Origin of the sequence: Lactobacillus sp. ESL0261 (assembly GCF_003693025.1) — a bacterium.
GTDB lineage: Bacteria > Bacillota > Bacilli > Lactobacillales > Lactobacillaceae > Lactobacillus > Lactobacillus kullabergensis.
In genome coordinates this window covers 1-14,215 of the sequence record NZ_REHN01000012.1, presented here as the reverse complement: position 1 = coordinate 14,215, position 14,215 = coordinate 1, and the positions used below count along the sequence as shown (strand labels likewise).

The window sequence follows — 14,215 nt, the reverse complement described above, 5'->3', positions numbered from 1 at the left end:
ATTAGTTTTTAATTAAAATAGAATTTTAACAGAACTAGCGCGAAACGAGAAAAATTATGTTAGAGAAAAAACCATACTTATTGTCACGCTTAGTTAGTGGCTTGGGCAACTCGCTTTATGGCATGGTTTTTATTTGGTGGATCCAAATTCAAACCAAAAGTTCAACTATGGTTGGCATTACTAATGCTATTTTCACAGTAACTGCTGCTCTTTCTATTTTTTACGGTCCTTTTATTGACAGTCACTCTTTTAAGAAAACCAGCATCTATTCTATGGTGATACAGGTAGTCTTATTGTTTGTGCTTACAGCTGTGATTATTTGTTTTAGCCAAAGTTATATTTTAGCTATTATTATTGCTGGATTACTATCAATTTGTGATGAATTTTTTAACCCTGCTGATCGCGCTATTTTAAAAGAATCTCTTCTGGATGAAACAGAAATGACCAGTATTATTTCCAAGATTAATATCGTGGATCAACTGGTAAATGTTGGTGGCATTGCACTTTCTGGTTCATTACTGGCTTTTATGGCAAGCGGAGACATTATTTTAGCTTGTGCCTGCTTGAGTTTACTGGGGCTTTTATTGTTAATTGCAGCTCTGAGAAAAATACCTGTTCATAATGCATTTAAAGAAAAAGAAAGCCAGGCAGAAGGCCTAACTAAATATTGACAAAAGATTTTCAGTGGCTACAGTTACATTAAGGAAAATGTCTTTTTATTGCACTATCTTTGGTCTGGCTTGCTTTATTCGTTTGCACAACCTGCAATGATTTTAATTTTACCTCGTATAGCCGCAAAAGCGGGACAGCCGGCACTTTATAGCACTTTCTACATATGCATACTGGCGGGAATAATACTGGGAGCCTTAATAGCCGGCAAAATGAAAGCAAGAATTATAACAGTTGGCTGGGCCTGGACTATTAGCGCCATACCGCTTATTTTGATGTTATTTTCTTTAAAAAACATGGTACTTCTTTGTATATTACTTTTTCTTTTTGGTCCTGCTACCAGTATTCATAACGTTCTTGCAGAATCTGTCATTCAGACTTCCACAGCAGATAATTATTTGGGGCGGGTTTTAACCACAATCAGAACTTTTGCCAATATTGGTGGACCCGTTTCGTCAGTTGTTTCTGGCATAATTCTTGATCATGTTGGTGAAAAATTTATTATTGTTCTTTGTGCGAGCTTAATTATCATAGGCGGCACAAATATTTTGCTGGCAATACCCAAAAAAACTAATTAAAGTAATTATTGGCGTTAAAAAATAATTTGTTTTATAATATTTTTTGCTAAAATTAAGAAGGACATTACGACATATTTGCTAATCTGGAAGGTTGGCTTTTTTATTTCAAAGAATCAAATATATGACTAAAGTAAAAATTGATTTTACTAGCAAAATAATCCAAGGCAAAGAAAGTGAAACTTTCAAGAAAAAAGCTGATGGCGAATTAATTGAATCTGCAGGTAATACCAGAGTTTTCTATTTGGAAGATGGCAAAATTCCCGTTAAAATATTAATTAAAGACGATAATGTGATTATTAGGCGGGGAACTGACAGAAATAACTACTCACAACTCCATTTTGTCGTTGGTGAGCGCAAAGACTGTCGCTATGTTGCTCAAGGCTATCAAATGGATCTCCAAAGTACGACTGAATTTATTAAATTTTTCCCTAAAAGTGATGGTTCAAGCGAACTTCAGATTGAATATAACCTTTATAGTGGTCTATACTTAATAGGTAACTATGCCGTCACATTGATTTTTACTTGAACGCCTAGTAAAATAAGAAAGACTGTTTAAGAGAGAGGAATACATTGTGGGATTAAACGACTTTAAAAATAAAAATCGCAATGAATTATCAATGATTGAAGTTGCTCGCGCAATTTTAGAAGATAACAATAAGAGAATGGCTTTTGCTGATATTGTTAATGCAGTGCAAAAGTACTTAGGCGTCAGCGATGAAGAAATAAGGGAACGTTTGCCCCAATTCTACACTGACATGAATACCGATGGTGAATTCATTTCTATGGGTGAAAATGTGTGGGCTCTTCGTTCATGGTTCCCGTATGAATCTGTAGATGAAGAGGTTAATCACCCTGAAGATGAGGATGAAGAAGATACTCGGACACACCATAAAAAAGTTAATGCCTTTTTAGCAAGTGCTACAGGTAGCGATGATATCATTGACTATGATAATGATGATCCGGAAGACGAAGACTTGGATGCCACTGCTGATGACGAGCCGGATGATTTTGATGATGACGATGAATATGTCAATACCGATGATGACGATGATGAAGACTTGCCAGATGGCATTGAGGGTCAGTTGTCTGAATTGAGTGATGATGACGACGAAGATGACGATGAATAATTTTCTTGACTTTGTCTCCCAAAATAGATAGTATTTTATTTGGGCACGTTATGTGCGTTTAAGCTCCCGTATGGGAGCTTTTTTATTTTTGATTATTCTTATTTTTTGCAAAGGAGTTTGGGCTAATGACAAAATATATCTTCGTTACTGGCGGTGTCGTTTCTTCACTAGGTAAGGGCATCACTGCCTCTAGCTTAGGTCGATTACTAAAAAACCGCGGTTTAAAGGTGACAATGCAAAAGTTTGATCCGTATATTAACATTGACCCCGGAACAATGAATCCTTATCAACATGGGGAAGTGTTTGTCACTGATGATGGTACTGAGGCGGACCTTGATTTAGGACACTACGAAAGAATCGTTGACGTACGCACCAGCAAATATTCGAATGTTACTACCGGTAAAATTTATAAAGAAGTACTGGAAAAAGAGCGACGCGGGGACTATCACGGAGCTACTGTTCAGGTCATTCCCCATATCACAGACATGATTAAGCAAAAAATTATGCGTGCTGGTCTGACCACTGATTCAGACGTTGTTATTTCAGAAATTGGTGGTACAGTTGGCGATATTGAATCAACTCCTTTTATGGAAGCCATCAGACAGATGCGGCGTGAGGTAGGCGAAGAAAATGTCATGTATATTCACTGTACGTTAGTACCTTATTTACATGCGGCACAAGAAATGAAAACTAAGCCGACGCAACATTCTGTCGCTGAACTGCGCAGTATTGGTATTCAGCCCAATATGTTGGTTTTACGGGCAGAAATGCCAATTGATCAGGAGCATAAGGATAAAATTTCCAATTTTACTGATGTGCCAGTTGATCGTATTATTGAATCAATTAATGCGCCATCGCTTTTCGACTTGCCGTTAGCTTTCCAAAAACAAGGGATGGATCAAAAAGTGTGTGACTTCCTACATCTCAAGAGCCCTAAGGATGAAGCTGATATGGCTGAATGGCAAAGGCTTGATGAAAGAGTTAAAAACTTGCAGCACACTACCACGATTACTCTTGTTGGCAAGTATGTTGAACTTGAGGATGCCTATATTTCCGTTACAGACGCCTTGAAGCATGCTGGTTACGCCTACAATACTGATGTCAAAATTAATAAGGTGCAGGCAGAAGACGTGACTGAAGATAATATTGCCGATTTTATGAAAGATTCTGATGGTTTAATCGTTCCCGGTGGCTTTGGCTCCCGCGGCTTTGAAGGAATGATTACCGCAATTAAATATGCCCGTGAAAATGATATTCCGTTTTTAGGAGTTTGCCTGGGAATGCAAATGGCAACAGTCGAGTTTGCCCGTGATGTTTTGGGATATAAGGACGCTAATACCACCGAAGCAGATCCTAAGACTAAGCATAATGTAATTGACATTATGGCTGACAAACGTGATGAAGAAAATATTGGCGGAACTTTGCGTTTAGGTCTTTATCCAGCAACCTTGAAGAAGGGGACAAAGACTGCTGCAGCTTATGATAATCAAGATGTCATTCAGGAGCGTCACCGTCACCGTTACGAGTTTAATAATGAATATCGTGAAGCATTTGAAAAAGCAGGAATGACTTTTGCCGGAGTTTCACCAGATAATCATTTAGTTGAAATTATTGAATTGACTAAAAATAAATTCTTTATTGCTGCTCAATATCATCCCGAATTTTTGAGCAGGCCACAAAGACCTGAGGGACTTTACAAAGCATTTATTGGTGCTGCAAGTGGTCTTCCTGAAGAAAAGCTTTAATTGGCATATTTAGATAATACAAAAACTAGTTTTTTGGGCTGGGGAAGACGAAGGTCTTCTCTTGTTTTTTCTGTTAAATTCCTATAACATTATTATGACTAAACGAAATAGAAAAGGATTTTTTCGCCAATGAAGCAAATGATAATTCATGGTGGAAAGCCCCTGCAGGGTGATGTCTGGATTGGTGGTGCCAAAAACTCGACTGTTGCATTGATTCCGGCATCAATTTTGTCGCGTACACCTGTAACTTTGGAAGGCGTTCCAAGGATTGCAGATGTTGACAACTTAATGGATCTGCTAAGTGAAATGAGTGTCGCAAGTGATTTTCAAAATACGACATTGCGTATCAATCCAGAGCACATTAAGATGAGCCCATTGCCAAGTGGTAAAATCAAGAGTTTGCGCGCATCTTATTATTTTATGGGTGCTCTTCTTGGTCGTTTTGGTAAGGCTGTTGTGGGCTTCCCTGGTGGAGATGATATTGGTCCCCGCCCCATTGATCAGCATATTAAAGGATTTGAAGCCCTAGGTGCATGTGTAAAAAATGAGAATGATCAAATAAAAATTACTTCACCTGCAGATGGTCTGCATGGTGCTAAAATTCATTTGGCAATGCCTTCAGTAGGTGCCACAATGAATATAATTATGGCATCTGTAACTGCCAAAGGACAAACTATTATTGATAATGCTGCTAAAGAACCTGAAATAATTGATTTAGCTACATTTTTAAATAATATGGGTGCAGTTATCAGAGGTGCCGGAACTGATTCTATTAGGATTGAGGGTGTTGAGCGTCTTGAAGCTAAGACTCCCCATACTATTATTCCTGATCGAATTGAAGCAGGCACTTATATTTCTCTTGCTGGTTGTATTGGCAACGGCATCTGCATTCATAATATTATTGAAGAGCATCTTGATTCTTACTTAGCTAAAGTAGAAGAAATGGGTGTGGTAATTGATGCAACAGAGGATTCGCTTTATGTTTATCCTGCTGGTGATTTAAAAATGACCCAAATTCGTACTTCATCTTATCCGGGATTTGCGACAGATTTGCAGCAGCCGGTAACGCCGCTTTTGCTTTCTGCTAAGTCTGGTGAAGGTGTCATCATTGACCAAATTTACCCCAAAAGAATTGGACACATTGAGCAATTACGCAAAATGGGTGCAGATATTAAAGTTGAAGACAATATTATTTTGGTTCATCCTACTGCTAAACTTCATGGTACTACGGTTTCTGCTGGCGAAATTCGCGCAGGAGCCTGTTTAATGATAGCGGGTTTGATGGCGGATGGAAAAACCGTTATCAACAATGCTGGCAATATTTTACGAGGCTATGACCGCGTGCAGGAAAAACTCCGCCTACTTGGTGCGGATGTAAAAATTCAGGATGTGCCTGAAAAGTAATAATCTGGTGAGCTATCAAATAAGAATATTTTATAAATAAAAGATTTGGGATTTTGGATTCTCAAGTCTTTTTTGCTTTCACACTAATTTTGTTTTTTCACACAACAATTTTTTATAAAAAAAGTGATTTTCAGTATTATAAGCATGGAACCATTAATAGTAGGTATCGGGCACAACTTATTTATTTTTACTAGTTTTTCACAGTAATAAAGAGTGAAAAAACTTCTGAAGTATTGATAAAGATAGGTTACAATGGCAATAAAAGTAAATGTAGAATAGCTCAAAATTTGACAGTAGGAGTTAACATGTTAAAAGATGAAATACTAAGTTATTTGGATGCTAAAACAAAAAAAATTGACTTAGAAAGGTTGAATAAAGATTTTACGGCTGGTGGCATTGCCGAAGCTATACAAGCAAAGCGTAATACTGTAAGCTTATATTTAAATCAGCTGACAAAAGAGCAAAAATTAATCAAAATCACAACACGACCTGTACATTTCATTCATAAAGAAAGATTCGAAAAGAATAATTTCCATTTAAAAAGTAATATCTACCACTCTATTTCAGATATTGAACGGGAAAAAGACAAGCAGGATATTTTAAAAGATTTTACCCAAATAAATCCTAGCCTGAAAGAAAGTATAGAACGGGTACGGGCGGCTATTCTCTATCCAAATGGTGGGCTACCACTACTGATCACGGGTGAAAGTGGAACAGGAAAAAGTTATTTAGTTAGTCTAATCAATCAATTTTGTCGAACACAAAAGATTATTATGGCTAATGCTCCATTTATTATTGTTAATTGTGCTCAGTACGCTGATAATCCAGAATTATTAACAAGTAATTTATTTGGTTATAAAAAAGGTGCTTTTACAGGAGCAGATTTTGATCATGATGGAGCTTTTGTAGAAGCTGACGGTGGGATTCTCTTTTTAGATGAAGTCCATAGACTGGGATCAAAGGGACAAGAAAAATTGTTTACTTATCTTGATCAGGGGGTTGTGTATCCAGTTGGAGAAACTAAAAGAGGTAAGAAGGTTAATGTGCGCTTATGTTTTGCAACTACTGAAGACTTAGACGACAATTTTTTAGCTACATTTATGCGTAGAATTCCAGTAAAAATTACGTTACCGCCATTAAGTCAAAGAAGTAGAGAAGAACGACAAAATCTAGTTTTTACTTTACTTAAAAATGAGCAGAAAAAAATTGGCAAATCTCTGAAAATTAGCAATCAGGTATTAAAAAAGCTTTCTTCCTATGAACCGTCAGGAAACATTGGCGATTTAAAGAATGCAATTAAATTAACGATTGCAAGAGCAAATGCAGAAAATAAAAAAGAAAAAGACATATCAATTACTGCTTCATTTTTACCTGATGAGGTTTTAAGTAATAGTAAAAGTGATTCCTATCATTTTCAAAATAAGTCAATTGTTATTTCTGCCAATACCGAGTTAAAAGATTTGATTGCTCGCAACTCATCAGAAAAGAAGATTTTTGTTAATAGCTTACAAAGAATACTAACAATTTATATGCAAAGTAAGCATAATTTGCATCAATGCGAGTCAAAGTTAAAACAAGTAGTTTACCAGCTTTTTGACACGCTTCTTTTTGAAAAGGATAATAGAAAACAAATTCCCCTTTTATCATATATTATTGAAGGGGTTAAAAGAGTATTTGATCAGTTAACGAATGCATACCAATTAAAAATTAGCGGTAACGCCATCTACGCCGTTAGTTATTACCTATTTGAACGTCAAAAAATACAATTGACCATTGATGAATGCAATGATTTACAAACCCTGCTTGAACTTAATAAAAATGTTCAACAAAGGTATTCAGATGTCTATTTATATGTTTCACGGTTAGTGACTTTGATTAAGGATAACCTGGATATTGAGTTAAATGAAATAGACTATATTTTTCTAACAATTTACCTGAACAAATTGGAAATAATTACTAAAACTGGTTTAATTAAAGCTATTGTAATTGCACATGGTTACGCAACTGCAGGTAGTATTGCAAATGTTGTCAATAGGTTACTTAATACACACACCTTAGACGCGTTTGACATGCCAATTAATGTTAGTACTCAACAAATAGCTAACCAAATAATTGATTACAGTGAGAATAATGACATTTCACATGGATTAATTATATTGGTTGATATGGGATCACTGAAGAAAATTGAAAAACTTTTTCCCCGTCAGATAAATGCTCCTATTTTACTGATGAATAATGTTTCTACTCCGTTAGCTTTGGAAGTAGGGGAAAGTATTTTAAAGAAGCGCAGTTTTAAAGAAATTAGTGAACATGCAAGAAAAATAAGTCAACTAGATATTAAATTAACCTATCCGGCAAGAAATAAAATTAAAGTAATATTGACTACTTGCTATTCAGGGATAGGGACTGCTACGCATGTCGCCCGACTGCTGGAGCGCTGCCTGCCCACTACGAAAAAAATTAAAATTATTGCTTATGATTTTCAAGCATTGCAAGATGCTCATAAAGTACAGGTAATAAAAAGAATGTATGATGTAGTTGGAATAATTGGAACGGAAAATCCACATATTGCAGGAATTAATTTCATTTTCTTGGAAAAAATATTGTCTGATAAGGGGACTGCAGAATTAAAAAACTGGTTTGCTGGTTCTTTTTCTAATGCTGAAATTGACACTATATCAAATAATTTAGTAAAAAATTTTTCTTTAGAACAGACAATCAACATGGTTACTATTTTAGATGCGCCGAAAGTTATTGAAAACATTACAATTTTTATTCAAGAACTTGAAAGGCAATTTTCATTAATCCTGTCAAATCAAAAAAAATTTACTTTATATGTTCATGTTAGTTACTTAATTGAACGATTAGTCAGGAAAGAAAAGAATAATTTAAATCCAGAGTTTGAAGAACAATTTGTAAAAAAACATAATCAAGATATAGATAAAATTAATTCTGCCTTCAGTGTGATAAAGGAAAATTATAGTGTGAAAATACCTAGATCAGAGTTAATTTATGTTGATCAAATAATTTTTAATAAGCAGTAGAGAAGCCGATTAAAGGCTTTTTTTATTTTTTTGAAATCATTTGGCATAATATTTGCTAATAAAAAATTGGAAAACAAAATTGAGCTGAATCAATTAAAAATGAAAGATTGTTTTAGCAATGATTTTACTTTTAAGGAGGAAATAAAGTGAATGTACAGTTTTGGCAGATAGCATTAATAGTGTTATATGGCTTCTTTATTAATTATGATAAAAATGGACCAATGATTGGGACTTCTCAACCGGTAGTGGCCGGATTTTTAGTTGGACTCATTTTAGGGGATATACCTACTGGTCTTTATATTGGTGGTACCTTGCAATTAATGACTTTAGGTATTTCGAGTTTTGGTGGAGCTTCAGTACCAGATTACCAAACAGCAGCTTTAATTGGTACTTATATTGCCATTACTACAGGTCAAAAGGGTGCCATTGGTATAACACTGGCGATTCCTGTTGCTATGTTGATGGTTGAATTGGATGTATTAAAATGGACAGTCAATATTTACTTTCAAAATAAAGCTGAAAAATACGCAGATGAAGAAAAATACGGCAAAATTGAGTTAATGCAAATTTGTGGTTTACTTACCACAATGATGGCCTCAGGATTACCAGTTTTGTTAACAGTTATTGCAGGTCCTTCGTTAGTTAAATCGATTATTGCTTTTATTCCTCAATGGGTAACAGGTGGATTAACAGTTGCTGGTAACTTGCTTCCTGCTTTGGGTATTGGATTGTTACTGCGCTATTTACCAGTAAAAAGTTATTTTGGTTATTTAATTATTGGCTTCATTGCAGCCGTTTACTTAAAAATGACAGTTTTAGGTATCGCTCTTGCTGGAGCAGCTGTTGCGTTAATCCTTTATAAGAGAAATAGTGAGGAACAAGCTAATATTCAAAATACTGGAGGTATGAATGATGACGAGTAAAGCAGTAAGTAAAAAAACTAAAAATAGAGTTCTATTTAGGTGGATTTTAAATGGTGGCGCATCCTTAAACTATGAAAAAATGATGGGTCTATCTTATACGTATTCAATGCTTCCTTTTCTGAAAGAAAACTATAAAGGAGATCCAAAAGGGTTAAAAGAATCTGTTAAGACTCATCTACAGTTTTTTAACACAAATCCATACCTGGCACCATATGTATTGGGAATGAATATAGAAATTGAGGAAAAAGAAAAAGAAAAAAGTTTAAGCACAGTTATGGGTCTAAAAACTGGCTTGATGGGACCTTTGGCTGGATTAGGAGACAGCGTTTTTGTCGTCATTCCGTGGACAATTTTTGGAGCCATAGCTGCCAATATGGCATTAAATGGAAGTCCAGTAGGTATTTTTCTTTGGTTCATTGTAACTTGGCTTCTTCGTGGCTTGGGTATACCTTTGTTTAAAGCTGGAATGAAATCTGGTACAAGTCTTTTGGCTTCTATTGAAACTAAAATGAAGTTAATAACTGAAAGTGTTTCTATTTTAGGCTTAATGGTAGTCGGCGGATTAATTCCTACTGTTGTAAAACCGAATTTGGCACTTAAATTTAAACAAGGCTCACTGTCAATGACAGGTAACCAAATTTTTGATCAAATTATGCCAGGGCTATTACCAGCAGCTTTAGTATTTGGTGTATATTATTTATTGAGTAAAAAGGTAAAACCAATATATATAATATTAATTATTATTGCACTTTCAATAATCTTGTATGTATTAGGTATAATGAAATAAATTTAGAAAGAGTTTATGTGATGGAAGGTATTATTCATATCAGAATTGATGACCGATTAATTCACGGCCAGGTTGCTACTTTATGGACTAATGAATTGGGAGTTACTAGAATAATGGTGATTAATAATCAAGTAGCAAATAATGAGGTACAGAAAACGATGCTCAGAATGGCGGCTCCGTCAAACGTTTCTACTTCTCTAATAACTGAAGAAAAGGCTGTAAATAATATTCAGAGTGGCAAATATAAAGGTCAAAGAGTATTAGTGATTGTTAAAGATCCAGAGACAATACTCAGATTAATGGATAAAGGCTTAGATATTAAAAAGGTGAATGTGGGTAATATGTCTACACGAGATAATACACACCATATTAAACCAAGTGTTAGTATTACGTCTGATGAAGAAAAAGCATTCCGTACTCTTTTGGAACGTGGTGTTGAGATTACAGCCGTAATGGTACCCACGGATAAATTAGTTTATTTAAAAGACATAATTTAGATATTAATAAATGAGGAGAGAAGAGAATTGTATAACATTGTCATAGCATCACACGGACCATTTGCTGAAGCGATGAAAAATTCAGTAAAGCTTTTCTTTCCTGATGAGAGAAAAATAACAACTGTGAGTATAGGCGAAAAAGGCTTAACTAGTTTTCAAACTGACTTAGATAAAATATTTAATAGTATCGAAGGCCAAAGTACACTTTTTTTAGTTGATTTATCATATGGCACGCCTTTTAACGAGATTGCAAAAAGAATATTCCTTGTCAAAAATGACTCTGATATAATAGCAGGAGCTAATATGCCAACGTTGATAGAAGCTATAAATTTGCGTAATCAGGGTTACTCATTACAAGAAGTTATTCCCAGACTAATGAATATAAGTAAATTACAAACATACTCAGAGAAATTGAAAAAAATACAAAATAATCCAGAAGACGAGTAAAAAAGAAGTAGTAAGCAGATGTCTTACTACTTTTGTTAGTTTGAAGGAACTGAAATGAATTTAATCGATAAAGCAAATGAGACACTAAAAAGTAATTCACATAAGTATAAATATCATCTTGCACCAAATTCTGGTTGGTCTAATGATCCAAATGGATTAATTTACTATAAAGGCAGCTATCATGTTTTCATGCAAAATGATCCTTTTAGTACCACTGCTAATAAAATCTTTTGGGGTCATTTTGTGTCTAAAGATTTGGTTCATTGGCAGCAAGTTAAGTTTGCTTTGGCTCCAGATCAAAAATATGATAGGGATGGCTGTTATTCAGGAAGTGCAATTGTATTTCAAAATAAACTTTTTTTATTTTATGCTGGACACAGAAATGAAAAAAATACTTATGTCGAGTCGATCTGTGTAGCAGAAAGCCAGGATGGAATTAATTTTACTAAGAGCAAAAATAACCCCATTATTAGTAGAGATTCCACTATTAATACAAAAAGATTTAGAGATCCAAAGATTATTTTTAAAAACAATTATTTCTATATAATTGTTGGAGGTGAAAGCACTGATCAAATTGGACAATTGCTTCTATATCAAGGAAATAATATATATGGTCCATGGAAATATTTGAAAAGAATTTCAAATAAAAGGAGCGAGCAGGGAAATATGTTAGAGTGTCCAGATTATTTTGACATTTCAGGAAAACATATTCTTCTTTGTTCGCCCAAAGGAATGAAAACAAGTGAAAAGCACGGTTTTGGATCTTTTTATTATTTCAATAATTTTAAATTTAATAATGAATTTTTGCCAACACCACAAAATCTGGACTATGGTTATGATTTTTATGCCCCGCAGACATTGTTTGATCCTGTAAAAAAACGCAGATTATTAATTGGCTGGTCAGGTTTACCGACTGAACAGGAAAAGGAAAGACAAAATAATTTTATTAGTATAGGTGCGTTAACACTTCTTCGAGAATTAACAATAAAGAATGAAAAATTGTTTCAAAAGCCAGTAAATGAATATAAAAAATTGAGGTATAACAAAAAAGAATTTACAGCTGAAACTAGCATATGTACTAATTTTTCTGAATTTACTTTTAAACAGGTTCCAAGTGAATTCAATTTTGAACTTTCTTCAAATTCAGCTAGTTATAAACTGAAAGTTGAAAATAATATTTTATTTTTAAAGGTTAAAGATCGTATTCGTAAGCATAATCAAAAAATAAACGATTTGAAAAAAATTAGTAATTTAGATCTATATATAGATAAGGACTTAATCGAACTATATCTGAATGATGGAGAATTTGTTTTTACTAGTAAATGTGAATTTGAGTCTTCAAAAATAAAAGTAGATTTTGATAGTAAGGATAAAGTGGTAGGATTTAGTTATCAAATAAATTCGATTTATAGATAAGGAGATATAAATGTTACTAGGATCAATTGAGGCCGGTGGTACAAAATTTGTATGTGCGGTCGGCAATGAGAATTATCAAATTAAGGATCAAACAACTTTTCCCACTACGACACCAGAGGAAACCTTACAAAAAACGGTAGATTATTTTAAGCAGTTTGAAGTTGATGCAATTGGAATTGCGTCTTTTGGACCAATTGAGGTGCGGAAAACGGCACCTAATTATGGCTTTATAACTGATACACCCAAAGAAGGCTGGAGCAATACTGACTTTGTCGGATTTTTGACTAAAACAATTAAGGTTCCAGTTTTCTTTACCACTGACGTTAATGGTTCTGCTTTTGGTGAATATGTAATGTCGCAGCTATCTAATGAAGATGTTGATTCACTCGTTTACTACACGATTGGCACTGGTGTCGGTGGCGGAGCTATTATTAACGGCAAGTTGGTAGGCTCTTTAGGTCATCCCGAAATGGGACACGTTAAAGTTAAGCGCCATCCAGATGACTTGGATTTTGCTGGAGTTTGTCCTTTTCATAAAGATTGCTTGGAAGGTTTGGTTTCAGGTCCTACATTTGAAGCACGTCTTAATAAATCTGGAAAAGATGTGCCGCTTACCGATCCTGTGTGGGATATTATGAGCTACTATGTAGCACAGGCTGTCTTGCAAGTTACCTTGATCTTACGCCCGGACAAAATTGTCTTTGGCGGCGGCGTTACCAGTGAAAAGTTTCTAGAAAAAGTACGGCGTGATTTTGCGACATTACTAAATAATTATGTGCACGTGCCACCATTAGAGCAATACATTACCATGCCAGAAATCAGTAATAATGGTTCTGCGACTGTTGGTGACTTTGCTTTGGCAAAAAGATTATTACGAGAATAACTCTAAAAAATAAAAAGTGCTCTTAAGCGAGATTGATATGACCCCCGAATTTAGGACAAATTTGGGGGTCATTTTTATGTCTAAATTATCTAAACAAGATAAAGCTGAAATCTATCATCTTTGGCACGATTATCAAATCAGCCCTGCTGAGCTAAGTCAGCGTTATCGGGTTGGCAAGACTAATATTAATTACTTGTTAGCTTTAATTGGCCGTCACGGTCTAGCTGTTTTAGATCAGCCTTTCACTGCTTATACAAGTAATTTTAAGGAGCAGGCCCTTAGGCGAATCATAGTTGAACTTGAGCCTGCCCGTCGAGTGTCTATTGACTTGGGCTTAAAAAGTAGTGGCATGTTGTCTAACTGGCTGCGCGAATACCGTAAAAATGGGTATAATATCGTTAACAAGCAGAGAGGACGACCGCCCCATGACCAAAAGAGAACAGCTGATCAAACAGGAAAACCATCGGCTCAAGCAAGAGAACGAACGCTTACGCCAGCAGAACTTGAAGCTGAAAATCGAGAACGAATTCGTAAAAAAATTGAGCGTCTTAGTCGACCAGCGGACCAGGAACCGCAAGCCGCGGAAATAGCCCAGGCAGTTACCCAACTAAGGCGCGAGCTTAAAGTCAGCGTAACTTTTATTCTTGATGCCATTAATGCCAATCCTGACCTGCCCCATCTATCCCGCAGTAATT

The 14,215-nt window shown here is 35.2% G+C and carries 13 protein-coding genes and 1 pseudogene; all 14 read left to right on the top strand.

Going from position 1 to position 14,215, the window contains the following annotated elements:
- The first annotated feature begins 56 nt into the window (after positions 1 to 56).
- A complete protein-coding gene (locus F5ESL0261_RS10215) occupies positions 57 to 671 on the top strand; it encodes a hypothetical protein (protein WP_233560915.1) in 615 nt (204 codons plus the stop codon).
- A 48-nt stretch (positions 672 to 719) separates the two neighbouring features.
- Positions 720 to 1,247 (top strand): MFS transporter, encoded by a 528-nt coding sequence (locus tag F5ESL0261_RS10210; RefSeq protein WP_233560914.1) that lies wholly within the window; start codon positions 720 to 722, stop codon positions 1,245 to 1,247.
- 121 nt (positions 1,248 to 1,368) lie between these two features.
- Positions 1,369 to 1,773, top strand: a complete 405-nt coding sequence (locus tag F5ESL0261_RS07965) for a DUF1934 domain-containing protein (protein WP_122052819.1) — start codon at positions 1,369 to 1,371, stop codon at positions 1,771 to 1,773.
- Between the two features lie 46 nt (positions 1,774 to 1,819).
- Positions 1,820 to 2,374, top strand: a complete 555-nt coding sequence (gene rpoE, locus F5ESL0261_RS07960; RefSeq protein ID WP_122052818.1) for a DNA-directed RNA polymerase subunit delta — start codon at positions 1,820 to 1,822, stop codon at positions 2,372 to 2,374.
- A gap of 125 nt (positions 2,375 to 2,499) precedes the next feature.
- On the top strand, positions 2,500 to 4,119 hold the full coding sequence (locus tag F5ESL0261_RS07955) for a CTP synthase (protein ID WP_109586668.1): 1,620 nt from the start codon (positions 2,500 to 2,502) through the stop codon (positions 4,117 to 4,119).
- 129 nt (positions 4,120 to 4,248) lie between these two features.
- On the top strand, positions 4,249 to 5,523 hold the full coding sequence (locus F5ESL0261_RS07950; RefSeq protein ID WP_122052817.1) for a UDP-N-acetylglucosamine 1-carboxyvinyltransferase: 1,275 nt from the start codon (positions 4,249 to 4,251) through the stop codon (positions 5,521 to 5,523).
- Between the two features lie 305 nt (positions 5,524 to 5,828).
- Positions 5,829 to 8,567 carry a sigma 54-interacting transcriptional regulator gene (locus tag F5ESL0261_RS07945; protein WP_122052816.1) on the top strand — a complete coding sequence of 913 codons (2,739 nt, stop codon included), beginning with the start codon at positions 5,829 to 5,831 and terminating at the stop codon, positions 8,565 to 8,567.
- Between the two features lie 146 nt (positions 8,568 to 8,713).
- Positions 8,714 to 9,490, top strand: a complete 777-nt coding sequence (locus F5ESL0261_RS07940; RefSeq protein WP_045928514.1) for a PTS sugar transporter subunit IIC — start codon at positions 8,714 to 8,716, stop codon at positions 9,488 to 9,490.
- Positions 9,477 to 10,277 carry a PTS system mannose/fructose/sorbose family transporter subunit IID gene (locus F5ESL0261_RS07935; protein ID WP_122052815.1) on the top strand — a complete coding sequence of 267 codons (801 nt, stop codon included), beginning with the start codon at positions 9,477 to 9,479 and terminating at the stop codon, positions 10,275 to 10,277. The genes F5ESL0261_RS07940 and F5ESL0261_RS07935 overlap by 14 nt, the downstream gene beginning before the upstream one ends.
- A gap of 20 nt (positions 10,278 to 10,297) precedes the next feature.
- The gene (locus tag F5ESL0261_RS07930) at positions 10,298 to 10,774 is read left to right on the top strand and encodes a PTS sugar transporter subunit IIB (RefSeq protein ID WP_122052814.1); all 477 of its coding nucleotides are present in this window, start codon (positions 10,298 to 10,300) and stop codon (positions 10,772 to 10,774) included.
- A gap of 27 nt (positions 10,775 to 10,801) precedes the next feature.
- Complete coding sequence (locus F5ESL0261_RS07925; RefSeq protein WP_122052813.1) at positions 10,802 to 11,221, top strand: PTS sugar transporter subunit IIA; 420 nt, start codon at positions 10,802 to 10,804, stop codon at positions 11,219 to 11,221.
- Positions 11,222 to 11,275: 54 nt separating this feature from the next.
- Entirely contained in the window at positions 11,276 to 12,637 is a 1,362-nt protein-coding gene (locus F5ESL0261_RS07920; RefSeq protein WP_122052812.1) for a glycoside hydrolase family 32 protein, read from the top strand.
- A 10-nt stretch (positions 12,638 to 12,647) separates the two neighbouring features.
- Positions 12,648 to 13,520: a fructokinase ScrK gene (scrK, locus tag F5ESL0261_RS07915; RefSeq protein WP_122052811.1), complete on the top strand. Its 873-nt coding sequence runs from the start codon at positions 12,648 to 12,650 to the stop codon at positions 13,518 to 13,520.
- 76 nt (positions 13,521 to 13,596) lie between these two features.
- Positions 13,597 to 14,215 (top strand): annotated as a pseudogene (locus F5ESL0261_RS07910) (IS3 family transposase); the annotation flags it as partial.

Coding starts and splice junctions, on each gene's coding strand:
- F5ESL0261_RS07935 (WP_122052815.1), top strand. CDS start 9,477: ATGATGACGAGTAAAGCAGTAAGTAAAAAAACTAAAAATAGAGTTCTA.
- F5ESL0261_RS07955 (WP_109586668.1), top strand. CDS start 2,500: ATGACAAAATATATCTTCGTTACTGGCGGTGTCGTTTCTTCACTAGGT.
- scrK (WP_122052811.1), top strand. CDS start 12,648: ATGTTACTAGGATCAATTGAGGCCGGTGGTACAAAATTTGTATGTGCG.
- F5ESL0261_RS07965 (WP_122052819.1), top strand. CDS start 1,369: ATGACTAAAGTAAAAATTGATTTTACTAGCAAAATAATCCAAGGCAAA.
- F5ESL0261_RS07930 (WP_122052814.1), top strand. CDS start 10,298: ATGGAAGGTATTATTCATATCAGAATTGATGACCGATTAATTCACGGC.
- F5ESL0261_RS07950 (WP_122052817.1), top strand. CDS start 4,249: ATGAAGCAAATGATAATTCATGGTGGAAAGCCCCTGCAGGGTGATGTC.
- F5ESL0261_RS07920 (WP_122052812.1), top strand. CDS start 11,276: ATGAATTTAATCGATAAAGCAAATGAGACACTAAAAAGTAATTCACAT.
- F5ESL0261_RS10215 (WP_233560915.1), top strand. CDS start 57: ATGTTAGAGAAAAAACCATACTTATTGTCACGCTTAGTTAGTGGCTTG.
- F5ESL0261_RS07945 (WP_122052816.1), top strand. CDS start 5,829: ATGTTAAAAGATGAAATACTAAGTTATTTGGATGCTAAAACAAAAAAA.